This is a genomic window from Pseudomonas peradeniyensis, from assembly GCF_014268935.2.
In the GTDB taxonomy this organism is placed as follows: domain Bacteria; phylum Pseudomonadota; class Gammaproteobacteria; order Pseudomonadales; family Pseudomonadaceae; genus Aquipseudomonas; species Aquipseudomonas peradeniyensis.
This window is the reverse complement of the sequence record NZ_JABWRJ020000001.1, coordinates 813,940-838,150: the sequence shown is the minus strand read 5'-3', so window position 1 is coordinate 838,150 and position 24,211 is coordinate 813,940. Positions and strand designations below refer to the sequence as shown.

Below are 24,211 nucleotides of genomic sequence, written 5' to 3'. Positions count from 1 at the left end.
TGACACCACTCAACCATTTGGGAAGGGAAGCATGAGCACGCGGCACTCGGTACATTCGGCATTGGCGTTGGCCATCCACCTTTCACTGGGCACGACGTTCGCGTTGCCCGGCATCGCCCTGGCCGCATCGGCCAGCAGCACCCAGGCCCGGGTCTACGACATTGCGCCCGGCAACCTGACCGAGACCCTGAGCCGCTTCGCCAGCCAGGCCGGGGTGGCGCTGTCGTTTGACGGCGCGGCCACCCGGGCCCTGCGCTCCTGGGGCCTGCAAGGCCGCTACAGTATCGACCAGGGGTTTGCCGTGCTGCTGGCGGGCAGCGGCCTGCAGGCGGTCCGTCAGGCCAATGGCGTCTACCTGCTGGTCGCCCTGGCGCACGACGACGCCGTTCAGTTGGGTGCCACGCAGATCGACAGCCAGAGCCTGCAGGACGATGCCGACAGCTATACCGCCGCCAGTGCGACAGTGGGCAGCAAGGTGGCGACTTCGCTGCGCGAAGTACCCCACTCGGTTTCGCTGATCACCCGCAAGCGCATCGAGGAGCAGAACCTCAACAGCCTGACCGACGTGATGGGCAAGATGACCGGCGTCTCGGTGCAGAAGGGCGGGATCTCCCAGGCGGCCATGGGCAACGAGAGCAACTTCTTCTCCCGCGGCTTCGCGGTGTCCAACACCACCCTCGACGGTGGCGCGCCGCTGACCACCTCCATCGCCGGCTACGGTTCGCTCAGCCAGCTGGACATGGCCCAGTACGAGCGCGTCGAGTTCCTGCGCGGCGTCGATGGCCTGTACTCCAGCACCGGCGACCCCGGCGGCACCGTCAACCTTGTGCGCAAGCGTGCCCTGCGCGAGCAACACCTGAGTTTCGCCGCCTCGGCCGGCAGCTGGGACAACTACCGCAGCGAGCTGGACGTCACCGGACCGTTGGTGGACAGCGCAGCCCTGCGTGGCCGTCTCGGTCTGACGTACCAGGACAGCAAGTCGTTTCTGGACTACGTCGATACCCGCAACTCGCTGACCTATGGCTCGCTTGAACTCGACCTGACGCCAGACACCGTGCTCACCGTCGGCGGCAGCTTCCAGGACAACGATGGCGTCCCCTACTTCGCCGGGCTGCCGCGCTACAGCGACGGTGCCGACCTGAAGCTGCCACGTCACACCGCGTTTACCTCCAACTGGAACACGGTGCGGGAAAAGACCACGCAGTTGTACACCCGGCTGGAACACAATTTCACCAGTGACTGGTCGCTGACCACCGACCTGACCTACGTCGACATCGACCGCGACTCCACCGGTCTGTACTACTTCGGCGGCGTGGACCCACAGACCGGCACCGGGCCGAGCTGGCACCAGTACCCGAACAAGGGCGGCAGCGTGCGCAAGACGGTCAACAGCTACCTCAAGGGCGGGTTCGATGCCTTCGACCGCCATCATGACGTGCTGCTGGGCGTGGACTACACCAACACCGTCGGCTCGGTGATCCAGCGCACCGGCCTGATCTCCGGAATCTCCGTGGACCTCGGCGGACGCACCCCGCCGCAGGACCTGGGCAGCACGCCGAACAAGAAACAACTGCTACCTGAGATCCGTCGCTCCGCCTACGGCATGACGCGCCTGGCGCTCAGCGATGATCTCAAGTTCATTCTCGGCGGGCGCCTGACCGACTACAGCTATCAGAACAAACAGGACTTCTACGACGGAACAACCCCGCCATCACGTCCGCAAACGCAACACAAAAACGGCGTGTTCACTCCCTACGCCGGCCTCACCTACGACCTGAATGATCGCTGGACCGCCTACACCAGCTACGCCGAAACCTTCACCCCCCAGGCCGGCAACACCGACACCAGTGGCGCCCAGATCGCGCCCGCCACCTCGAAGAACTACGAGGTCGGCCTCAAGGGCCAATGGTTCGACGGTCGCCTCAACAGCTCGTTCGCGGTGTACCGGATCGAGCAACAGGACACCGCCGTCTACGATGAAAACGGCAGCGGCCCGGTTGGCAGCGAGGCCACCTGCTGCTACTTCAACGCCGGCCAGGTCACCAGCAAGGGCTTCGACGCCGAGATCAGCGGCGAAGTCGCCCGCGGCCTGCAACTGACCGCCGGCTACACCTACAACCGCCTCGAGGCCAAGGACGCCAGCGACGGTCGTGGCAGCTTCGAAGGCATCACGCCCAAGCACCTGCTCAAGGTCTGGGGCACCTGGCAGTTGCCCGGCGGGCTGCAGGACTGGAAGGTCGGCCTGGGCGCGACCAGCCAGAGCGGCACCTCCAAGCAAGGCACGGTCAGCCCATTCAATCCGTCCACTGGCCGCTTCGATGGCGACCCGGTCGACTACAAGTTCCTGCAATCGGGCTACACGATCTGGAGCGCCAGCCTGGATTACCGGATCGACGAGCACTGGTCGGCAACCCTCAACGCCAATAACCTGTTCGACAAGAAGTACTACGCGACAGTGGGCAATTCGGCCTACAACAACTTCTACGGTGACCCACGCAACCTAATGCTGACCGTGCGCAGCAGGTTCTGACTCGATGCCTTGATGGCAAGCCTGGACTACCCGGTGTGAGAGGAAGGCTGGCAGCGTCTGTGTAATCGATGTGCTCCGCAGCCAGCAGCCATCGTCTACCTGAACGTTTCGAACGCGCCTTTCCTTCGCACCAGGTTTCCCGATGCAAGCACTCCTGCAAGAGATCCTCGACCACGTCCGCCCCCTGCTCGTCCAGGGCCAGGTGGCGCAATACATCCCCGCCCTCGCCCAGGTCGACCCGAACCAGCTGGGCATCGCCGTGCAGAGCCTGGACGGCCAGCTGCACTGTGCGGGTGACGCGCACACGCCGTTCTCGATCCAGAGCATCTCCAAGGTGTTCAGCCTGGTGCAGGCGATCAACCACAGCGGCGAGGACATCTGGTCGCGGCTGGGCTACGAGCCTTCGGGCCAGGCGTTCAACTCGCTGGTGCAGCTGGAGGTGGAGAAAGGCCGGCCGCGCAACCCGTTCATCAATGCCGGGGCACTGGTGATCTGCGACATCAACCAGTCGCGCTATGCCACCCCCACCCTGTCGATGCGCGACTTCGTCCGTCGCCTGGCGGCCAACCCGCGCATCGTCAGCGACACCGTGGTAGCCGAGTCGGAATACCAGCACCGCGCGCGCAACGCAGCCATGGCCTACCTGATGCAGGCCTTCGGCAACTTCCACAACGATGTCGATGCGGTGCTGCGCAGCTACTTCCACCATTGCGCGCTGTCGATGAGCTGCGCCGACGTGGCCCGCGGCTTTGCCTTCCTGGCCAACAGCGGCTACTGCCCGCACAGCGGCGAGCAGGTGCTCAGCCCGCGCCAGGCGCAGCAGGTGAACGCGATCATGGCCACCAGCGGGCTGTATGACGAGGCCGGCAACTTCGCCTACCGGGTCGGCCTGCCAGGCAAGAGCGGCGTAGGCGGCGGCATCGTCGCGGTGGTGCCGGGGCGCTACAGCATCTGCGTGTGGTCGCCGGCGCTGAACGCCTCGGGCAACTCGCTGGCGGGGCTGCGGGCGCTGGAGCTGCTGAGCGAGCGGATGACCGGGTCGGTGTTCTCGGCAGTCTGAGCGAACACCCTACAGGGCCGGGCTGTCGCGCCAACCCGAGGGGCTCTGTCCGGTCCAGCGCTTGAACGCCCGGCGAAAGCCGCGTACATCGCTGTAGCCCAGTGCCTCGGCGATGCGTTCGATGGGCATGTTCGGGTTACCCAGCAGGCTCATCGCCCGCGACTGGCGCACCTGCTCCTGCAAACCTTCGAAGGTCACGCCGTGCTCGGTCAGGTGCCGGCGCAGGGTACGGCTGCTCATGTTGAGGTCGGCGGCGACACTGTCGATCCGGCAGCCCTCGGGCAGGTCGCGGGCGATGGCGCGCTCCACGCTCTGCAGCAGGCTGGCCTTGTGCTGCAGCGGCGCGCACTCCAGCTCCAGCAGCTTGAGCGCCTGGCGCAGGGCGACCGGCTGGTGCCCGGGCAACGGCTGGTCGAGCCAGCGGCTGGCGATCACCATGCGGTTGTGCAGGCAGCCGAACGTCACCGCCGGCCCTAACAGATGCACGTAAGTGTCCCGGTAGACCGGCGCGGCATGGGTGAACTCGAAACGCAGCGGCTGGAACTCGGCACCGATCAGTGTCCGGCCGTAGACCAGCATGCTGGCGAAGAACTCCTCCACCGCGAACACCTGAATCTCGGCGTAGGGCAACCGGCACTCAACCTCGATGAGTGTTTCCCGCGCGCCTTCGTGCAGGCTGTAGACCGCGATGCCGCCGCTGGCGTGCTGGTAGCGCACGCCCACCTCGAAGGCGTCGCGCAGGGTCCTGCACAACGACAGCACGTGCCCCAGCAGGCCCAGGGTGCCCAGCACGTTGCGATGCCCGACCCACAGCCCCAGGCCCTGCCCGGGCAAGGCCTGCAGGGCGCGCTGGATCAACGCCACCGCCTGGCGGCAGGCGATGCGCTGGGCTGGATCCTGCAGCTCGGCCGGGGTGAAGCCCAGGCCGCGGCACAACCGCTCGCCATCCAGGCCACGGTCGCTGGCAAGCTGGACCAGGGTCTGCAACATGAACGGCGACGCCAGCGCCAGGTCGAGTTGCGGGTCGAGGGGGGTACTGGGCATGAAAGGCTACTCCCGGGCCGAGGCGCCTGAGGTTCTAATTGTCGGGGGCACTGCGCTCGGCGCCGTCATCATATCGCGCAGGGGCGCGCCCCGAAGGCGAGAGTAACAAAATATTGCAGAGTGTCCGGCAAAGCCCCCCTGCCTGTCCGGCACGGCCCTGCGCCCCCTGGCGGCCAGCGCTTATTTGTATAGGGCGGCACGACGCCGCTCGCCCACAACAATAAGAACGAGCCCGACCATGAACCCGACCCGCCTCGCCTGGCTGCCCCCGGCAGCCGCCTGGATGCTCAGCGCCAGCCTCACCCTCCCCGCCCATGCCACCGAGAACGGCGTGGACAACATCGGCCCCGGCACCGACGGTTTCTTCGTCCTGCCGCTGAACGTCGACCAGTTGCCGGCGCACATGTTCGCCTTCAACCTCTACTACAACCACTATCAGGCGCGAAAGCTGGATATCAGCTCGCTCGGCGGCAAGGTCGAGCAGGTGAAGATCACCTCCGATGCGATCATCCCGCGGCTGGACTACCTCAGCCCGCTGCGCCTGTTCGGCGGGCGGGTCGGCGGCTACGTGGCGCAGCCCTACATGCGCCAGCAGGTGGCGATGTTCGGCCAGCGCAGCCGCCGCGAAAGCCAGGGCGATGTCACCATCGCACCGATCATCCTCTGGGACATGGGCGCCGACCTCACCCTCGGCGCGGCGCTGGAGATCACCCTGCCCACCGGCGACTACGAGGCCACGCGCATGGCCAACACCAGCAACAACTTCTACACCTACAAGCCGCTGCTGTCGGCGACCTGGCTGCCCAGTGAACGCAGTGAGCTGTCGGTCAAGGCCACCTACAGCTTCAACGAAGAGAACCATGACACCGACTACCGCTCGGGGCAGCTGTTCCATTTCGACTATTCGGCCAGCTACCGGGTGACCGACAACCTGCGCCTGGGGGTCAATGGCTACTACGTGAAGCAGACTACCGACGACAAGCAGTTCGGCAGGACCGTGAGCTTCATGGGTGAGGATGTCGATGATGGGGTGCGCGGGCAGGTGTTCGCCATCGGCCCGGCGCTGCATTACACCTTCCTTGAGTACGCCAGCATCGAGGCGCGCTGGGCCAAGGAGTTCGCGGTGCGCAACAGGCCGGAGGGGGAGATGCTATGGGTCAAGCTGAGTTTGCCGTTTAGTTTGTGATGCTCCATTGAAGTGCAAGGCGATAGTCTTGTAGTGCTCTCGAGATCGAGCGCCGCGCGGGCGGCGCTCGATCTCAAAGGCGCAACAACTCTCACGTAGAACACCCTGAAAGGGCTCACGCATACACCGGCCAGCGCTCGACAATCCACCCGCCGCGTACCGCCAGCAAGTCGCCGAACTGCAGCAGGATCGCCTCGGACTGGGTCGGCCGTAGGAACACCTGGTCGTCGACTTGCAGGCCCACCGCCGCCGAGCCGTTGAGCATTTCCTGGTTGGAACTGCGCCCGTACAGGCCGTTGAACCGCAGTCCTTTGGGCGACTCGGGCTCGGCCAGCCAGTTGCCGCCATAGATGAAGAAGGTCTCTCGCTGATTCGGGTCCCACCAGGCGAACAACGCCGACTTGCCGTCCAGCGCCGGAATCTGCACCGCCCCCGTGCGCTTGATCACCGGCGTGGCGATATAGGCCGCCGGCTGGTGGTCCTGCAGCGACGGTAGGTCGTAGTGAGTGGGTTTGAGCAATGCCGAGCCCACCGATACCTCGCTGCTGGTGCGTTCGTGCTCGTGCATGCGGTAGCTCGGGCTGCCGGCGGTGTTGAGGGTCAGGTCCGAGTGCCACAACCCGGGATAGCGACTGCGGGCGTGGTCGACGAAGCCGTCGTACAAGCCCATGACCTTGGCGAACAGCGCCTGTGGCGATCCGAGGATGCCCGGCACGCCCATGCCGACGAAGGGGTCGTAGCCCATGAAGCCGGCGAAGGCCAGGTGCCGGGGATTGGCGGCGATGATCGCCAGCATCCGCTCCAGCTGCGCCGAGTCCTTGACCCCGCCCCGGTGCAGGCCGACATCCAGCTCGATATTGATCCGCAGCCGGGTGCCCAGTCCCTGGGCCAGCGCCAGGTACTGTTGCAGGCGCTCGGGGGTGTCGAGCAACCATTGCAGTTGCCTGGCCGGGTCGAAGGCGCCGCGGTGCTCTTCGTAAAACAGTTGTGCCGAACGCACCGGCAGCGGCTTGCCAAGCAGGATGTCGGCATCCGGGAAGCGCAGCGCATCGTGGTTGAGGAACGGCTGGTGGAACGACATCAGCCGGCGGGTATCAGCGCGCCGGGCGATGTAGTCGAGCAACTGCGGCGAAGGCAGCGACTTTTCCACCAGGCGCAGCTGCTTGCCGGCACGGCGCACCGACTGGGTCACCACGTCGATGTTGTGGTCCAGGCGGTCGAGGTCGATCAGCATCACCGGGCGCATCGGCCCGTGCTCGCGCAGCTCGCGCTGCAACCTGGCGAAATAGTCGTCGTGCGGCGCCCCTTGGGCGCCAGGGCGCAGCCAGGCGCCGGCAGCAGCCAGCAGCACACCGGCTCCCGCTGCGCCGACCAGGAATTTGCGTCTGTTCATCACATCTCCTTGTACTCAGCCCACGCCGAGGATCGAGGCCAGGTGGCCATTGAGGAACTTGCCTGTCGGGTCCAGCACCTGGCGCACCTCGGTGAAGTCCTTCCAGCGCGGATACAGCGGCTGCAGGGTGCGCGCATTGAGGGTGTGCAGCTTGCCCCAGTGCGGGCGCCCGGCGTATTTCCAGAAGATCGGCTCGATAGCGGCGAAGAAATTGTGGTGGTCCATGCTGTAGTGCTGGTGCACCGAGATCGAGCAACTGTCGCGCCCTTCGAACATGCTCAGCGGGATATCGTCGGCCTTGACGTAGCGGTACTCGATGGGAAACCAGGTGCGCAGGTCGCGCTCGCGGATCAGCGCGAGGATCTCCCGCAGGCAGGCCGGGCCATCCTCGGCGGGCACCGAGTACTCCATCTCGTTGAAACGCACGTTGCGCACATTGGCGAAGATCTCGTACGAGTCGCCGACCCGCTCGTCGAAGCTGGCGACATGCCGCAGGCTATTGAGCAACGCTCGCCGGGCCGCGGGAAAGTCGCTGCCGTATTTGTCGAGTTTCTCGATCAGGCTGACGAATTCGTTGCCGCCTTCGCTGGCCGGATCCTGGGCGGCGGTGACGGCGTCATTGGTTTCGTTGAGGGCGATGGACAGCGCGTAGTCGGAATGGGTGATCACCAGCATTTCCCAATGCTGGTTTTCCCGGGTGTTCTTCTCCACGTCCTCCAGCAACTCGTCGGTGCGGGCAATCCATTGTCGCTCGCGCAGGCGGAAGGCCTCGCGGTTCTGCAGGCGGATCCGGGTGGCCACGCCCAGCGCGCCGAGGGACACCCGTGCCGCGGCGAACACCTCGGGGTGCCGATGGCTGTCGCAGTCGAGCACCTCGCCACTGGCCGTGACCAGCTGCAGACCGGTGACCCGCGAGGAATACGAGCCGAAGCCGACACCGGTGCCATGGGTCGAGGTGGCGATCGCGCCGGCCAGGGTCTGGTAGTCGATGTCGGCCATGTTCGGCAGCGCCTGGCCGACCGCCTTGAGCGCCGCGCCCATCGCCGACATCGGCGTGCCAGCGGCGAACTCGGCCTGCAAGGTGGCGGGGTCGTGGTCGAGCAGGCCATTGAAGTAGCCCAGCGACAGCAGGGTGCCGTCGGTGGGCACCAGGGCGCTGAAGGAATGCCCCGAACCGACCGGACGCACCCTGCCGGGGGCCTGGCGGATGCCCTGGGCCAGTTCGTCGAGGCTCTGCGGCGCCAGCCGCGCCTCGGGCAGGCAGCTCTGCGCGCCGGACCAGTTGCGCCAGGGGATCAGCCGTGGCGCGCGCAACAGTTGCGCCAGTGCCGGGTTGGCGGAAAGCGCGAGCAACGCGCAGGCCGCGCCGGTGTGTTGCAGCCAGCGACGACGGGACAGGTGAATCGCCATGGGAGTACCTTGCGCTCAGTGGAGGGGCTGGCCGGACATGTAGCCGATCAGGGCGAGGAACTGCGCCTCGCTGCACTGCATGCACAGGCCCATGGGCGGCATGCCCTGGTAGCCGTTGATGCTGTGCTCCAGCAGGCGGTCGACACCCTGGGCCAGGCGTGGTGCCCAGGCTGCCGCGTCGCCTGCCAGGGGCGCGCCGGACGCGGGGTTGGCGTGGCAGGTCTGGCAGGTGTTGGCGTACAGCGCAGCCAACGCAGGGTCGGCGGGGGCGGCCTGGGGGGCGGCGGGGTCACTGTCATCGCGGCAACCGCCGAGCAACAGGGCCAGGGTGGTCAGGGCGGCTGCAGGCAGCAGCGGTGGGAAAAACGGCATGGTGCTCCCCTCTTCTACCGTGCTTGAGCACGGTGTTTTCTTGTGGTGGGTAGAGGGCAACAGTAAGGCGGGGAAAGGCTGGGGGTTCAGGGCAATGGCGGACAGCGAGGGGGGTGGGATCGGACAAGCCTGCAAAGCGGGACTAGCCCGCTTGCAGGGGGCAGAAGATGACGAGCGCTGCGTGGGAGCGGGCTTGCCCCGCAACTCAGGCGATGCGGTGCATGGCACCGGCTTCGCCGGTGATCGCGGGGCTAGCCCGCTCCCACGTAGTCTCTCTTCAGGCTGGGGGCACGAAACGTGCCCTGTCAGCCCTTGTTGGTCAGGCCGTCAACCTGGCCTTCGACCGTCACCGGCCCGACCTTCAGCTTGCCACCCTCCAGTGACACGCTGGGCAGGCCAGCCTCCGGCAGCTTGGGCAGGTCGAGGGTGGCCTTGACCTGGTAGCCGAGTGGTTTCACCTCGGCCCCGAGCGTGGTACCGCCCTGCTCCACGCCCTTGACCTGCAGCCCCAGCCCACGCTGCGCCGCGATGCCCGAAGCCTCCGTGACCCCGGCCTTGCGCACGAACTCGCCCTGGGCATTGAACGATGGCGTGTAGTCGAAGCCTGGCTTCTCCTGGCCCTCCTTCGCCTCGCCCGGCTTGCCGACCAGGCCCGCGCCCAGGTCGACCCGCACCGAGGTGGTGGTGTCCTGGCGTTCCGCGACCGTCAACCCGCCCGCCAGCTTGCCGCCGACCTGCTGGCCGTCGACCCGGGCGCCGCTGAGTTGCGCCGCACCGGCACTGTTCAGGGTCACATCGCCAGCGGTGATATGGCTGTTCTGCTGGGTGGTGGCCTGCAGATGGTCCACCTGCACCTTGCCGCCCAGGTCAAAGTCATGGGACGAGCTGACCTTTTGCCCGGCGTCCGCCGGTGTATTTCGGCTCAGGTTGCTCCCGGCCTTCACCTCGACGCCCCAGTTGGTACGGCCCTGGGTGGACTGCGCCGACTCCAGCGCCAGGCCACCCTCGCCTGCGCCGACGTTGACGCCCGTGGCACCGACCTGGGTGCCCTGCAGATGCACCGACTGGCCGGCCAGGTCCACGTTGCCACGGCTGTTCAGCTGACCGCCGGCCAGGGTCTGCGAGCGTTCGTTGGTCTGGCCCACATTGAAGTTGCCGCCCACCTTGCCGCTCAGGTCACGGCCCTGCTCACCGGTGGCAGCCTTGCCGCCGAGGTTGAGGCCACCGCCCAGATGGTTGCCGCTGACGGTCCGGGTGTCGCTGGCGGCCTGCAGGTCGAGGGCGCCACCGGCCTTGAGTTCGACCGGGCCGTTCGCGTCGATGCGCGTGCCCTGCAAAGTCTGGTCGCCAGCACTGCCCAGCCGCACCGGGCCGTTACCGCTGATGCTCGCCACCTGGGCCTTGCTGTCGACACTGTGCTCGCCGGCATGGTCGAGCTGGAACCCAGCGCCCAGGTCGACCTTGTCGCCCACCGGCAAGGTGCCCACGGTCAGCGAACCGCTGCCACCGAGGCTGCCGGTGTCGCGACGCGCCTGGTTGCTGGCCTGGTCCAGGGCCAGCTTGCCGCCGGTGTTGACGGCCACCGCGCCCTGGCCGCCGTCGAGGCGGCTGCCTTCGAAGCGGGCATCGCCACCGACCTGGATGTTCAGGCCCTGGCTGCCACTGAAAGTACCGACCACGGCAGTGGATGTATCTTCGCTCAGGTGCTTGCTGCCACCGGAACCGTTGGCGGTCACGTTGAGGTCCTCGCCGGTCTTGGTGTAGATCCGGGCGGACACATCGGCGTTCACCTGCTGCTCGCTGCGGCTGTGGGTGTTGCTGGCCGCGTCGGCCTGCAACGAACCGGCCTTGACGTCCAGCGCGCCGCCGTTGGCGTTGTAGCGGGTGCCCTGGTCCTTCAGCGCGCCGGCCACGTCCAGCTGCACGCCCTGCCCATTGAACTGGCTGACCACCGCAGTGCCGGTCTGCTCGCCCTGTTGCTGGCTGGCATGGCCCACGGCCAGGTCAACGCCCAGGTTCGGCGTGCCGAGCTTGCCCAGCGCGGCGGTCAACGAAGTCTTGCCGTCCAGCACGTCCTTGACGTCATTAAGCGGCAGCTTGCCGTCGAGCGCGTCCTTGACCGACACCTTGCCGTCCACCACGTCCTTGACCGCCCCGGCGATCGGCCGGGCGATGTCCTTGTACTCGACGTTGACACCGACATCCGCCGTCCAGCTGCTCTGCTGGTGGCTGCTGCTGGTGGTGTCGCGGGCCGCGCGGTTGTCCACCTGGCCTGCGCTGATGCTCAGGGTGCCGCCACTGTTCACCTGCGCGCCTTCGCTGGCCAGTGTGTCGGCCTTGATTTTCACGCTGCCGGCGCTGTCGAGGCCGGTGGTCTTCGCCGTGGTGCTGCTGGAAGTGTCTTGCTCTGTGCGATGGGCAAAGTCGACCCCGGCGCCGGCACGGTCCAGGCCAGCGGTGAGGTAGACGCCACCGCCGGTATGGCTGCTGTCGCGGGACTCGCTGCGGCTGTCCTGTTCGGCCAGCAGCGAGACCTGCTTGCCGGCCAGGGTGGTATCACCCGCCGTGGACTTCACCGCTGCACCCTTGACGGTCAGGTCACCGCCGGCGGCCAGCTGAACCTCGCTGCCGCTGAGGCTGGAACCCTGCTGGCTGACCTGGCTGCCAGCGGCGCTCTGCCGATCGCTCGCATAGCCGACGCCAGCACGATACTGCCCAGAGCCCGGCGCGGTCTCCTTGGCTGACGCAACGAAGCCACGGCTGCTGCTGGCGCTGTTGTGTTCGCGGGTGTCCTGGGCCGAGGCGATCTTCAGATCCCCCGCCGCCTCGGCGTTCAACGCACCGGTGGCCTTGACCGTCGAGCCGACCACGTCGATGCCCTCGGCGCTGCTCAGGCCGACGCTGCCACCGGCCACCAGCTCGCTGCGCACCGCGGTGCTTTCCCGGCTGTTCTGCTTGGCTTCGTTGTGGCTGACGCCGAAGAACTTGCTCTGCTGGTTCTGGCTGTCGCGCTGGTCGGTGCGCGAGGCGTTGCTGATCTGCACCTGCTTGCCGGCGATGCGGATGTCCTGGCCACTGGTCAGCTGGGCACCTTCGGCCAGCACCGAGGCCTTGGCGTGCAGTGCGATGTCGCCACCCTTGAGCTGGCTGGTGACGCTGCGCTGGGTTTCATTGCGGTTGTCCCAGTCGGCCTTCCAGAAGCCCTTGGCGTGCTTGCCCTGGTCGGTCTGCACCTGGCGCTCGGTGGCGGCGGTCAGACGCAGGTCGGCGCCGCTGTCCAGGCTCAGCTTGCCGGGCGCCTCGAGGCTGGCGGCACTGAGGGTGAGATCCTGACCGGCGTGCAAGCCGGCATCACGCTGGGCCACTACCCGAGCGCCGTGCTCGCGGGTGTCGCTGTCGGTCTGGGTGCGCTGATAGGTCTCCCAGTCGATGCCCAGCGCGCCGCTGCGCCAGTTCTCGCGTTTTTCCTGGAGCTTGCGGCTTTGCACGGTGCTCAGGGTGAGGTTGCGTCCGGCGTCGAGCTTGACGTCGCGCCCGGCCACGTCGGCGGCGGCCAGGGTCAGGTCCTGGGCGCCACGCAGTTCGACATCACCCTGGCTGCTGCGCACGCCGGCACGGGTCGCTTCCAGCGAGTCGGCCACGGCAGCGCCGCTGACGTTCAGGTCACCCGCCGAGTCGATGCGCACGCCGTCGCGGCCGTCGATCTGCCCCGACCCGACCCGCACCCCGGCACCCTGCGCGGTGCTGACGATGTTGATGCGTCCGGCCTGCATCGCGCCGAACAGGCTGGCATCGATACGCTGCTCGCCACTGGCCGCGCCATGGTCGACGACCTTGACCTGGCCGCTGGCGTAGTCCACCTGGTTGCGGCCCACGGTGAGGTTGAGCTGGTCACGGGCATCCAGACGGCCCTGGCTGTCGATGCGCGGGGCGATCAGGTTGACCGAACCGCCGTCGTTGCGCAGGCCGGCGCCCTGCACCTGCAACTGGCCGTTGGCGTCCTGGGTGCCCAGGGCCTTGAGTCGGCCCGCGTCCAGTTCAGGGCGGCCCACCACCAGGCTGGCATTGGGTGCGTTGATGAAGCTGGCGCCGTTGACCGAGATCCCGTTGGGGTTGGCCAGCACGTAGTCGGCGGCGCGGCCGAAGATTTCCTGGGCACCATTGATGGCGGAGGCGTTGCGGCTCACCACTTCGTTGAGGATCACGCTCGCCGCCTGGCCCTGGAACTGCGGGTTGGCCGCCAGCTCACCGGCCAGCTGCGAGTGGCCGGCCTGCAGGGCGTTGTTCAGCACCAGGCCCTGGCGGTCGACGTTGTAGTCAAGGAACTGGTTGTGCGACAGCCCCGCGCCGTTGGGGGCGACGATATTGACGATGGGCACGCCGCCCTGGGTCTGCAACTGTGCCGTGCCCCCGGGGCCGGGGGCGACCACGACGCCGCCGGCCAGCGCCTGGGGCAGGCTCGCGGCCAGGAACAGGCTGGCTATCGCCCAGCGCAGCTTGCCTTGCGGGGACAGGTTGAAGGTAAAGGGGGTCTTGGGCATAGGTCACTCTCCATGTCGGTACTGCTAATTCGGTGCGCTCAAATCTGCACGGCGGCCCTGAACAGCCAGACCTCGGGCTCGCGGTGGTAACCGCTGGGAGTGGTCAGGCTGCGCTGGTAGTCAACGTCCAGCTGCAGCGCCTTCCAGCTCAGGTTCAGGCCCAGGCTCGCGCCGCTCAGGCGCTGGCTGGCAGCGCCGTGGTCGGCCTTGATCCAGCCGTGGTCCAGCCCCAGCCGCGGGGTGATGGTCAGCGGCCCCTGGGGCTGCAGCGGCAGGCGCAGGGTGTTGCGCCACACCGCCCCGCTGGCCCCGGACAGGCTGCTGAGGCGGTAGCCGCGCACGGCGGAATCGTCGGTGCCGAGCAACTGCTCGATGGCCGGCAGCGGGTCGGGGCTGTACTGCAGGTTGAGCTGGCTCTGCCACTGCCAGGCCTGGCCCAGCAGCTGGCCATTGCGCCACTGGCCGAGGCCGGCGCGGTACTTGCGAAACTGCGCCATGGGCAGATCGGGCACCGGCCGGTCGGCATCGTCGTCGGCGCCAAACCAGTGCAGCCCCTGGGCGTAGTTGAGGTCCAGGTTCCACACCGCGCTGTCGAGCCAGAACAGGTTGAGCCCGGCTTCGGCCACCGTCAGCGTCGGGCTCTGCACGTCCAGGCGGACCTTGGCGAATTCGCTGTCGACGTCCTTGTGCGCCAGTTGCAGGCTGGCGCTCAGTTGATGGCGCTGGTCGCGCCACAGCACGCGCTCGCCGCGCAGGCTGAGCTGGTCGGTGATACCGGTGCTGTGCAGGGTCAGGGTGCTGAGCTTGATCGGCGAGCGGTACTCGGCATGGCTGGCGAACAGGCTGAAGGTCCAGTAGCCGTAGGGAATCGCGTAGTACAGGCTGGCATTGCGGCTGTAGCGATCGCCCTGGTTGAGGGTGTCGCTGGCCGACAGGCTGAGCAGGTCGTTGAGCGCCAGCGGATTGTCCAGGCTCAGGCTGTACACGCTGCGGTCACGGCCAGTGCTGGCGCTACCGAGATTGTCCAGGCCCAGGCCCACGGAAACCCTTGGCTGACCAGCGCTGCGCGGGCGCAGGATGATCCGCGAGGCGCCCGGCTGGCTGCCGGGGGCGATGTCGGCGGTGAGGTCGACCGAGCGCAGGCGGTTGAGCTGGTCCAGGCCCTGCTCCAGGTCGCGCAGGTTCAGCGGCTCGCCGAGCATGCCGGGGAAGGCCCCGGCCAGGGACACCGGCAGGCGCTGGTCGGCCAGTTCGATGGCTTCCAGGTAGCCTTCGTCCACCAGGATGTCCAGCGACTGCCCGGCTGCCGGGGCGCTGCTCAGGTAGGGGCGGCTGGCGATATAGCCCTTTTCCAGGTACAGCGCGGTGATGCCCGACAGCAGCTGATTGATCTGCCCCACGCCCATGCACGCGGCTACCAGGGGGTCGATGCGGGCATCGAGGGTGGCGCGGTCGATCAGCGTGACACCGCCGATGCGCACCCCGGCCAGCGGCCAGCAGCGCGCATCCGGGGCCGCGGCCTGGGGAGCCTGTGGGGTGGTGTCGGGCGCGGTGAACGCGCCGCGTTGCAGTTGCCGGCGACGTTGTTCCAGTTGCAGTTGCTGCAGGTCGTGTTGCTGCTGTTGCTGTTGGCGCAACACTTCCTGGCCGGGGGTAAATGTCTCGGCATGCAGGTTGCCGGCGCACAGGCAAGCCAGTACGACAGACAGCGTTAATGGACGACGATCAACAGCAGACAGGTACGACATACAACACCCATTCGCAGGCAAAGGCACAGCGAGAATCGCAGCACTTGGAACTTCCCGGCACGGTTACCGAGGGTATCGGCACACATGCAATAACTTTAGAAAGTTGAGCGTTATTCGTTGGAACGCTCGCGGAAAAGTTAACGACTGCTAATTACCACATGACTCTTGGCATGACCGCAGGGTCACTGGATAGCCCGTGGCAAAGCGGGTATAGGGGTTGACGAAACCAAATTGTCCAACAATCGAACTTGATGACTGTCTGGCCCCACAGTACTTGTAGACACGAGTGGGAGACACCTGACTTTAGTCGTACACGATCTGCTGGTTCAAATTTCTAATTTTCGGGCAGATTGAGCAAAACATGAACTGATTAAAAATCACGCAACAACCGAGCTATATAGCGGAGTGCGTTGTGTTCTAAACATTGGATTTTCCGTGGTCGTCGGAGGGCGCATTGCAACGCAAACAAGATCGAGTTCCGCACAGGCGGCACTCGATCTCGAGAACAGCGTGATTCAGCACTTGACCGTCACCGCTCCAGCGCCGAACCGCGCAATAGTCCCTCCTCTTCATTCCCCTCGCCCAGCCCATCGATCTGCACCATGCTCAGCCGCGCCGTCTCCTGCAAACCCAACGAACACAGCGCCACCAGCGCCAGCGCCGCCGCCCCGTACAACGCGACGCCCAGCGGATCATGCCCGTTGAGAATCAGGATCGCCGTGGCAATGCTCGACGCCGTCCCGCCCCCCAGCGCCGCGCCGACCTGGTAGCTGGCGGAAATGCCCGAGTAGCGCATTTCCCGGGGAAACTGTTCGCCCAGGAACGCCGGGATCGGCCCCTGTGTGGCGCCCATCAGTGCACCGACCAGGCTGTAGGCGACCAGGGCGATACCGAAGTGGTGCATGTCCACCAGGGCAAAAAAGGCGAACAGGCCCAGCGCCATGACCAGCGCCCCGAACACCATCACCACACGCCGCCCCAGGCGGTCCGACAGGTGCCCGAACAGCGGTGCCGACAGCACGATGGCCACCGACAGGGTCAGGTCGAACATCAGGGCCTCGGTGCTGCCGTACCCCGCCTGGGTGGCGTAGGTCAGGAAGAACGTGCTGCCGATATAGGCGATGGTGCAGTAACCGAAGGCGATACCGGTGCACAACAGCAATTGCCGTGGCCGTTGCCGCAGGGCTTGCGCCAGGGGCGCCCGCATGGGTTTGACGGTGGATGCGGCCAGCGGCGTCTTCAGCCGTGCATACAGGCCGATCAGCACCAGGGTGCCTCCCAGCCAGAACGGGATCCGCCAGGCGAAGTCCACCAGGTTGTCATCGAACGCGGCGCTGACCAGGGCGAATACCGCCGCACCGAGAATGCCGCCCACGCCGATGCCCATGCTGGTGAAACTGCCCCACAGGCCGCGCCGGCCAGGCGGCGCCGACTCGATGCCGAACAGCGCGGCGCCGCCCCACTCGCCCCCGGCGGCAAAGCCCTGGACAAGGCGCAACAGCACCAGCAGGACCGGCGCAGCCACGCCAAGACTGGCGTGCCCCGGCAGGCAACCGATGAGGAAGGTGCTCAGCCCCATCAGCAGCAAGGTGGTGACCAGCACCTTCTGCCGACCGACGCGGTCGCCGAAATGGCCGAACACCAGGCCGCCCAAGGGCCGGGCGAGGAACCCCGCGCCGAAGGCACTGAACGCCACAAGGGTGGCGGTCAGGTGGTCCAGCCCAGGGAAGAACACCTGGGGAAACACCAGCGCGGCGGCGGTGCCATAGATGATGAAATCATAGAACTCGAGGGCCGTGCCCAGGCCGGAGACGCAGAAGGTGCGCAAGGCGGAGCGGGAAGGTTGTGCATGCATTGTTGTTGTTCTCGTGATGCGGATGGGCTCAGAAGCGTTGGCAGCCAGCCTTGGCCAGTTGCAGCGGGGTGCCGGCCACGTAGTCGAGATGACCGTGCTCGGTGTCGATGGCCACACTGAGCAGGGTCTCCCAGCGCTCGGTGTCGGGCAGCGCCAGGTCCGGATGGAAGCAGATCGGCGCGGCATCGCCCGCGGCACCGCACATGGCCTCAGCGCGGGCTCGCGGGTCGGCGCTGGTCATCTGACCGACCACCTGTTGCAGATGGGCCAGCCGACCCTCGGTCTCGGCCCGGTCGGCGACCTGCTCACCGGCGCTGAGCTGCGGGTCGAGGAAGTGGTTGGTGTGCAACAGCCAGCCATCCTCGCGGGGCAGCACCAGCGCCGTGCGCTCGGGACTCAGCTCGATGCTCACCGCACGTGGGCTGCGGTCCTCGCGGGAGAACACAGTAAGCACGGTGGAGGCGCTGACCCGCGCCGAACGGGCCAGTTCGATGGCCTCGTCGACACTGCGTGCCTCCTCCAGCAGCCGTCGGGCGATGGCATGCACCGGCACGCCGCCAGTGGTGTTGTCGCTGCGGTGGTGGAGGATGTTGAAGTGCAGGCCCAGGCCCGCGCTGTTGACCCCCAGCTTGGCCAGCATGCCGAACTCGCAGAACAGCTTGACCGCCAGGCCCTGGCGGCTACGCAGGGCCAGCATCAGGCCATGGGGGCACAGGCTGTCGTGCCAGTCCCAGGTCTGCAGGGTCTGCGGCGCACGCAGGCCACGGGAGGCGTGCACGGTGGTGGAGCATTCGCTGTGGCGGGTGCGTGCCGCCAGCACCTCGGTGCGGGCATTCAGGCTCGCCAACTGCCACAACGGCAGGCCGCTGCCACCGGCCAGGCCAGCGATTTCCGCCGCCAGGTCCGGGCTCCAGGCCTCGAGGGCGGCCAGGCTGTTCTCGCCGATGCGCTGCGCTTCGCCCAGCGTCACGCCGACACGGGGAAAGAAGTCCAGGTACAGCTGGGTGGTCTCGCCGATCTGCCCGGCAAAGCGCTCGCCGACCTGACGGCCGCGGGCATGGGGATCGAGGGTATCGGTGACGCAGGTATGGATCTTCACGACGGCTTTCCTGATAGGACGCAAGCGGCAAGCCTAGCGGCGAGACCGCGCCCCGATCATCGCCAGGCCCCGCACAACTTTTGTGCCCACCAGGAAAAACTCAGGCGCGCAGGCCCTGCCCGCGCAAATGCTCATGCAACAGGGCGATGAATGCCTGCACCTTGCGCGTATTGCGCCGATGCGGCAGGTACAGCACATGCACCCAGGGGCCGAACGCGCTCAGCGCCCGCCAGTAATCAGGCATCACCTCCAGCAGTTGCCCGCTGGCCAGGTAAGGTGCTGCGCACCAGGTGGGGATGAACTGCAGTCCCTGGCCATCGAGCAGGCAGGCCAGCAGGAAATCGAAACTGTCGCTGACCAGCCTGGCCGTCGGCTGGCGCACGCGCTGGGTCTGGCCCTCGTGCTCGATCCACCAGAAGCTGCGGTTGAGCAGCGGGTGGCGCAGCAGCAGCCAGTCGTGCTGGGCGTAATTGTCCAGGGTAATGACCTCGCCGCGTCGGGCCAGGTAGTCGGGACTGGCGCACAGGATCACGCGGTTCTCGATCAGCGGCTGGGCGATCAGCTCGGGCTGGTCGGTGGGACCGTCGCGCAGCGACAGGTCGTAGCCGCCGTCGATCAGGTCCTCGTTGGCATCGTTGAGGTTCACCTCCAGGCGCACCTGCGGGTGCTCGCGCATGAAGCGGCAGCACACCTGGTTGAGAAAGGCCGGGCCGAACGACGGTGGTGCGGTGATGCGCAAGGTGCCACGCAGTTCATGCTGCAACTGCTCCACTTCCTCGGTGACCCGCTGCAGGTGCATCAAGGCCTGGCGCGCGCCCTCCAGGTAGAGGGTGCCGGCTTCGGTCAGCGCCATGCGCCGGGTGGTGCGCTCGAACAGGCGCACCCCCAGCTCGGCTTCCAGGTGGGCGACGGCCTTGGTGATGGCCGACGGCGTCTTGCCCAGCTGCTCGGCGGCACGGCTGAAGCTGCCGTGCTCGGCGGCGGCAACGAAGATGGTCAGGGCCGTCATTTTGTCCATGGTTGCTTCCTGGTTGGCACACGTGGGGCGCCGTGGAGTATCCATGGATTCTTGCGCAGGCGGCAATCGACGGGGAACAGCAAGCACTCTTTCCAGAACGCGAATAAAGTTGTGCCTGCCGTGCCGTTTAAACGCCCTCCCCACTTGGCTAGCCTGCCGCCTCCCCATCAAGCACGAGGCATCGCATGAAGCAGTTCCTGAAGATCGCGCTTGGCGCCGGCCTGGCCTGCGCCGCCCTGCCCGGCTTCGCCGCCGTCGACCTGATCCTGCACAACGCCAAGGTCTACACCGCCGAGCCGGGCCAGCCACTGCAGCAAGCCGTGGCGGTGGAGGGCGAGAAGATCGTCGCGGTGGGCTCCGACCAAGCCTTGCTGCGCCTGAAGGTCGATGGCACGCGGACCATCGACCTGGGCGGCAAGGTGCTGATGCCCGGCCTGCTCGACTCTCATTCCCATGCCATCAAGGGTGGCCTGCAGCTGGAACTGGCCGACCTGGCCGGTGTACAGATCCCCCTCGACGCGCTGGAACAGCGCCTGCGCCAGTGGCGTGACGACGGCAAGGCACGGCGCGGCGAGTTCCTCAGCGTCGGCGGCTTGCCACCGACCTACTGGGACGACCTGGCCGCACTCGAGCAGCGCTTCAACCAGGGCGAGTGGGCCGACCAACCGATCCTGTTCGCCGCCAACGACATGCACACCGGCTGGGCCAACCGCGCCATGCTCGCCCGTGCCGGCATCGATGCGGCAAAGATCGCCGCCCTGCCAGCCGTGGCCCGCAACACCATCGGCCAGCACCCGGACGGCACGCCGAACGGCTTTCTCGTCGATGCCGGGCTGTACCCAGTCACCGACCTGCTGCCGGCACTGACCCATGACACCCTGATGAGCGCCGGGCGCCAGGCCCTGGCGCACTATCGGCGCCTGGGCGTCACCGGCTGGATGGACCCACTGGCCAACGAGCTGCCCGGTGCCGAGGTACACAACGATTCGCTCGGCGTGCTGCCGGTGTACAGGGACCTCGCCCTGCGCGGCGAACTGACCGCCCATGTGGCCGCGCTGCTGATGGCCGATTCCAAAGCCCGTCCGGCCGACCTGGATGAGCTGGACAAGGTGCGCCGGCAGTTCCTCGGCGTACCCAACCTCACCCTGCCCGGCATCAAGGTATTCGCCGATGGCGTTGCCGAGATGCCGGCGCAGAGCGCGGCGATGCTCGAGCCTTACCGCAACTCGGGGCAGCACGGCGAACTGCTGCTGGACCCGGCGCACTTCGGCGAGCTGGTGAGCGCCGCCGACGCCCGTGGCTGGCTGGTGCATGTGCACGCCATCGGCGACCGCGCCGTGCGCGCGGCGCTCGACGGCGTGGCCCAGGCCCGCCGTGATCGCGCCAGCGGCATCGCGCACTCGATCACCCACCTGCAGATGGTCAACCCGAAGGAGTACGCACGCTTCAAGCAGCTGGACGTGATCGCCTCGATGCAGTTGTACTGGGCCAGCGCCGACGAGGCCAATCTGGAGCTGGTCAAACCCTACGTCGATGCCATGGCCTTCCTGCACACCTTCCCGGCGCACTCGCTGCTTGCCCATGGCGCCACCATCGCCGGCGCCAGCGACTGGCCGATCAGCACCCCCGATCCCTGGCAGGCCATCTACCAGGCCATCAGCCGCGCCGGCCCCAAGGGCGTGCTCAACGCCGCCGAGGCCCTTGACCGCGAGACGATGTTCCAGGCCTATACCCTCAACGCCGCCCGGGCCATGCGCCTGGAACGGCAGATCGGTTCGCTCAAGGCCGGCAAGCAGGCCGACATGATCGTGCTCGACCGCGATGTCTTCAGCGTCGCACCCCAGGCGCTGCGCGACACCCAGGTGCTGCAGACCTGGTTTGCCGGAAAACGCATCTACACGCGCTGAGCCAGCTTGCGCGGGGTGGGTCGATCAACCGCCCATGCTCTTGGTCAACGCTTCGCTGCCCTTGGGCGGGTAGACCACCTCCCGGGTATCGAGGTCGCGAATCTCGGATGTAATGGTGATGGTCATCGTCTCTCGACCGGGCGGGCCGTTGATGGCATCGACGGTGTCGAAGTCGACGATGTAGCGCTTGCCTGCACGGAACTCGACGTCGCGCGCGGTGAAGCCGCATTTGCCGCCACCGGTGCCCAGCGCGTTCATCGAGGCCCAGCACCAGCTCAACGAGTGCTTGCCCGGCGTCAGCCGCAGCGCCTGCTTGCCCGCGATATCGAGAATCGAGCGGCGCCCGGCGCCTTCGAGCAACTGGTCATCGACATGGGTGGCCAGCAGCAGGCGATGGAACGGCACGCCCAGGGCGCGATAACGGACGGTAGCGAAGTACACGACCGGTGCGTCGGCCTGGTTGCCGGACAGATCATAGGGCGTCATCGTCTCAGGCGCCCAGTCACCCTGGTACTCCTTGTAGTGGTAGTTGGAGCAGGCTCCGAGCAGGCTGGCAAGTGACAGGGCTACAAGCGATTTGAGGCGGGACGACAGACGCATGGTTCTTCCTTGATGAATGCAGGCGCAAGGATAGCGGCTGCGTGCCCTTAAAATCAAAACGCCATCACCCTCATCGTTTACCCACCGCGGTGTATGCTTCGCGCAAAGGTCCGCCCCTCCTGCCCCTGAAAAGGACATCATCATGCTCCGCCTGGACTGGCTGAAACACCACATGGCCCACAGCGACACCCTCGCCCAGTGGCTGCACCAACAGTTCCACTATGAGTACGCGGATGTGCCGCTGTCCGACTGGCAACACGCGTTCGCCGAAGGCCAGCACAACGGTGAATGGCAATGCCTGGTCGCCCTGGACGGCGACCACCTGCTGGGCAGCGCCGCCCTGGCCAGCGACGACCTGCCCGGGCGCAGCGACCTCGGTCCCTGGCTGGCCTGCGTGTTCGTCGCCCCAGAGGCGCGTGGCCAAGGCCTGGCGGAGCAGCTCATCGAAGGTGTCTGCGAGCATGCCCGCAGCAACGGAGTTGCCACGCTCTACCTGCATACCCACGACCAGGATGCGTACTACGCCAAGCGCGGCTGGACGCGCATGGAGCCGTTCGAGGCCTGGGGGCATAGCCATTGGTTGATGTCTCGCACGCTCTGACCAGCGCCGCTCTCATGGAACAAAACATAATTCTTTGATCTGACTGGGGCAGCGTGGGAGCGGGCTTGCCCCGCGATCACCGGCGTAGCCGGTGCCAAACACCGCATCGCGGGGCAAGCCCGCTCCCACGTTGGAACTCTGTTACCTGCGTGACAGCGTAGCCTGAAAGGCTGGGCAATCTCCTACACGAATCGCGCATGGCTGGCCCCACGCAAATGACCCAGCAGGGAATTATTTAGCGCGCCGTCGTATCTGACCCTAGGTACAAGGCTGGCCAAACCATGGCCACGCCCCAAGCTTTCAAGGACAACGGCCCATGAAATCACGCAGGAAACCCGTCAAGCCCATCGGCTTGAAGGACATCACCATCGTCGACGACGCCAAGATGCGCAAGGCCATCACCGCCGCCGCCCTGGGCAATGCCATGGAGTGGTTCGACTTCGGTGTCTACGGCTTCGTCGCCTATGCCCTGGGCAAGGTGTTCTTCCCCAACGCCAGCCCCGGCGTGCAGATGATCGCGGCCCTGGCCACCTTCTCCGTGCCGTTCCTGATCCGCCCGCTGGGCGGGCTGTTCTTCGGCGCCCTGGGCGACCGCTACGGGCGGCAGAAGGTGCTGGCCGCGACCATCGTGATCATGTCGCTGAGCACCTTCGCCATCGGCCTGATCCCCTCCTACGCCAGCATCGGTATCTGGGCGCCGATCCTGCTGTTGCTGGCGAAGATGGCCCAGGGCTTCTCGGTGGGCGGCGAATACACCGGGGCGTCGATCTTCGTCGCCGAGTACGCCCCGGACCGCAAGCGCGGCTTTCTCGGCAGCTGGCTGGACTTCGGCTCGATCGCCGGCTTCGTCCTCGGCGCCGGGGTGGTGGTGCTGATCTCGACGGTGCTCGGCGAGGAACAGTTCCTCGAATGGGGCTGGCGCCTGCCGTTCTTCCTGGCCCTGCCGCTGGGCCTGATCGGCCTGTACCTGCGCCACGCCCTGGAAGAAACCCCGGCGTTCCAGCAACACGTCGACAAGCTCGAGCAAGGCGACCGCGAAGGCCTGGCCAGCGGCCCGAAAGTGTCGTTCAAGGAAGTCGCCACCCAGCACTGGCGCAGCCTCTTGACCTGCATCGGCGTGGTGATCGCCACCAACGTCACCTACTACATGCTGCTCACCTACATGCCCAGCTACCTCTCGCACAACCTGCACTACAGCGAAGACCACGGCGTGCTGATCATCATCGCGATCATGGTCGGCATGCTCTTCGTGCAGCCGATCATCGGCCTGCTCAGCGACAAGTGGGGGCGCAAGCCATTTATCATCATTGGCAGCGTCGGCCTGTTCCTGCTGGCGATCCCGGCGTTCATGCTGATCACCAGCGGCAAGCTGGCGGTGATCTTCGCAGGCCTGTTGATCCTCGCCGTGCTGCTGAACTTCTTTATCGGCGTGATGGCCTCGACCCTGCCGGCGATGTTCCCCACCCATATCCGCTACAGCGCCCTGGCCAGCGCCTTCAACATCTCGGTGCTGATCGCCGGCCTCACCCCGACCCTGGCCGCCTGGCTGGTGGAGACCACCGACAACCTGTACATGCCGGCCTACTACCTGATGGTCATCGCCGTGGTCGGCCTGCTCACCGGCCTGACCATGAAGGAGACCGCCAACCGCCCGCTGCGCGGCGCCGCTCCGGCCGCCTCGGATATCGAGGAAGCCCGCGAGCTGCTGCAGGAGCACCACGACAACATCGAGCAGAAGATCGAGGACATCGACGCGCAGATCGCCGAGCTCGAGGCCCGGCGCAAGACCCTCGCGCAACAGCATCCGCGCATCGATTGAGGGCTACTTGTGCATTCCGCCGGATTGC

Annotated in this window: 16 protein-coding genes; 6 read left to right on the top strand and 10 right to left on the bottom strand. The window is 66.7% G+C overall.

Going from position 1 to position 24,211, the window contains the following annotated elements:
* Positions 1-31: 31 nt before the first annotated feature.
* Positions 32-2,530 carry a TonB-dependent siderophore receptor gene (locus tag HU751_RS03785; protein ID WP_186732590.1) on the top strand — a complete coding sequence of 833 codons (2,499 nt, stop codon included), beginning with the start codon at positions 32-34 and terminating at the stop codon, positions 2,528-2,530.
* Positions 2,531-2,672: 142 nt separating this feature from the next.
* A complete protein-coding gene (glsB, locus tag HU751_RS03780; protein ID WP_028691427.1) occupies positions 2,673-3,590 on the top strand; it encodes a glutaminase B in 918 nt (305 codons plus the stop codon).
* A gap of 9 nt (positions 3,591-3,599) precedes the next feature.
* On the opposite strand, the gene HU751_RS03775 is transcribed toward glsB, so the two are convergent.
* On the bottom strand, positions 3,600-4,634 hold the full coding sequence (locus HU751_RS03775) for an AraC family transcriptional regulator (RefSeq protein WP_186732591.1): 1,035 nt from the start codon (positions 4,632-4,634) through the stop codon (positions 3,600-3,602).
* A gap of 238 nt (positions 4,635-4,872) precedes the next feature.
* Here HU751_RS03775 and HU751_RS03770 point away from each other — a divergent pair, with 238 nt between their 5' ends.
* Complete coding sequence (locus HU751_RS03770) at positions 4,873-5,820, top strand: SphA family protein (protein ID WP_186732592.1); 948 nt, start codon at positions 4,873-4,875, stop codon at positions 5,818-5,820.
* A 115-nt stretch (positions 5,821-5,935) separates the two neighbouring features.
* Here HU751_RS03770 and HU751_RS03765 read toward each other — a convergent pair whose 3' ends face one another.
* The 8 genes from HU751_RS03765 to HU751_RS03730 form a co-directional block, all read right to left on the bottom strand.
* Positions 5,936-7,213 (bottom strand): DSD1 family PLP-dependent enzyme, encoded by a 1,278-nt coding sequence (locus HU751_RS03765; RefSeq protein ID WP_437181033.1) that lies wholly within the window; start codon positions 7,211-7,213, stop codon positions 5,936-5,938.
* 15 nt (positions 7,214-7,228) lie between these two features.
* Positions 7,229-8,623: a D-arabinono-1,4-lactone oxidase gene (locus tag HU751_RS03760; RefSeq protein ID WP_186732593.1), complete on the bottom strand. Its 1,395-nt coding sequence runs from the start codon at positions 8,621-8,623 to the stop codon at positions 7,229-7,231.
* Between the two features lie 15 nt (positions 8,624-8,638).
* Positions 8,639-8,995 carry a c-type cytochrome gene (locus HU751_RS03755; RefSeq protein ID WP_186732594.1) on the bottom strand — a complete coding sequence of 119 codons (357 nt, stop codon included), beginning with the start codon at positions 8,993-8,995 and terminating at the stop codon, positions 8,639-8,641.
* A gap of 305 nt (positions 8,996-9,300) precedes the next feature.
* A complete protein-coding gene (locus tag HU751_RS03750; protein WP_186732595.1) occupies positions 9,301-13,536 on the bottom strand; it encodes a hemagglutinin repeat-containing protein in 4,236 nt (1,411 codons plus the stop codon).
* Positions 13,537-13,574: 38 nt separating this feature from the next.
* Positions 13,575-15,284 carry a ShlB/FhaC/HecB family hemolysin secretion/activation protein gene (locus HU751_RS03745; protein ID WP_186732596.1) on the bottom strand — a complete coding sequence of 570 codons (1,710 nt, stop codon included), beginning with the start codon at positions 15,282-15,284 and terminating at the stop codon, positions 13,575-13,577.
* 529 nt (positions 15,285-15,813) lie between these two features.
* A complete protein-coding gene (locus HU751_RS03740; protein WP_186732597.1) occupies positions 15,814-17,139 on the bottom strand; it encodes an MFS transporter in 1,326 nt (441 codons plus the stop codon).
* A 28-nt stretch (positions 17,140-17,167) separates the two neighbouring features.
* A complete protein-coding gene (locus HU751_RS03735; protein WP_186732598.1) occupies positions 17,168-18,238 on the bottom strand; it encodes a C45 family autoproteolytic acyltransferase/hydrolase in 1,071 nt (356 codons plus the stop codon).
* Positions 18,239-18,338: 100 nt separating this feature from the next.
* The gene (locus tag HU751_RS03730) at positions 18,339-19,256 is read right to left on the bottom strand and encodes a LysR family transcriptional regulator (protein ID WP_062574456.1); all 918 of its coding nucleotides are present in this window, start codon (positions 19,254-19,256) and stop codon (positions 18,339-18,341) included.
* A gap of 185 nt (positions 19,257-19,441) precedes the next feature.
* Here HU751_RS03730 and HU751_RS03725 point away from each other — a divergent pair, with 185 nt between their 5' ends.
* Entirely contained in the window at positions 19,442-21,163 is a 1,722-nt protein-coding gene (locus tag HU751_RS03725) for an amidohydrolase (protein WP_186732599.1), read from the top strand.
* 24 nt (positions 21,164-21,187) lie between these two features.
* Here HU751_RS03725 and HU751_RS03720 read toward each other — a convergent pair whose 3' ends face one another.
* Complete coding sequence (locus tag HU751_RS03720; protein WP_186732600.1) at positions 21,188-21,763, bottom strand: hypothetical protein; 576 nt, start codon at positions 21,761-21,763, stop codon at positions 21,188-21,190.
* A 142-nt stretch (positions 21,764-21,905) separates the two neighbouring features.
* Between HU751_RS03720 and HU751_RS03715 the strand changes: the two genes are divergently transcribed.
* A complete protein-coding gene (locus HU751_RS03715) occupies positions 21,906-22,364 on the top strand; it encodes a GNAT family N-acetyltransferase (RefSeq protein ID WP_186732601.1) in 459 nt (152 codons plus the stop codon).
* Positions 22,365-22,680: 316 nt separating this feature from the next.
* Complete coding sequence (gene proP / locus HU751_RS03710) at positions 22,681-24,183, top strand: glycine betaine/L-proline transporter ProP (protein WP_186713492.1); 1,503 nt, start codon at positions 22,681-22,683, stop codon at positions 24,181-24,183.
* Positions 24,184-24,211: the final 28 nt, after the last annotated feature.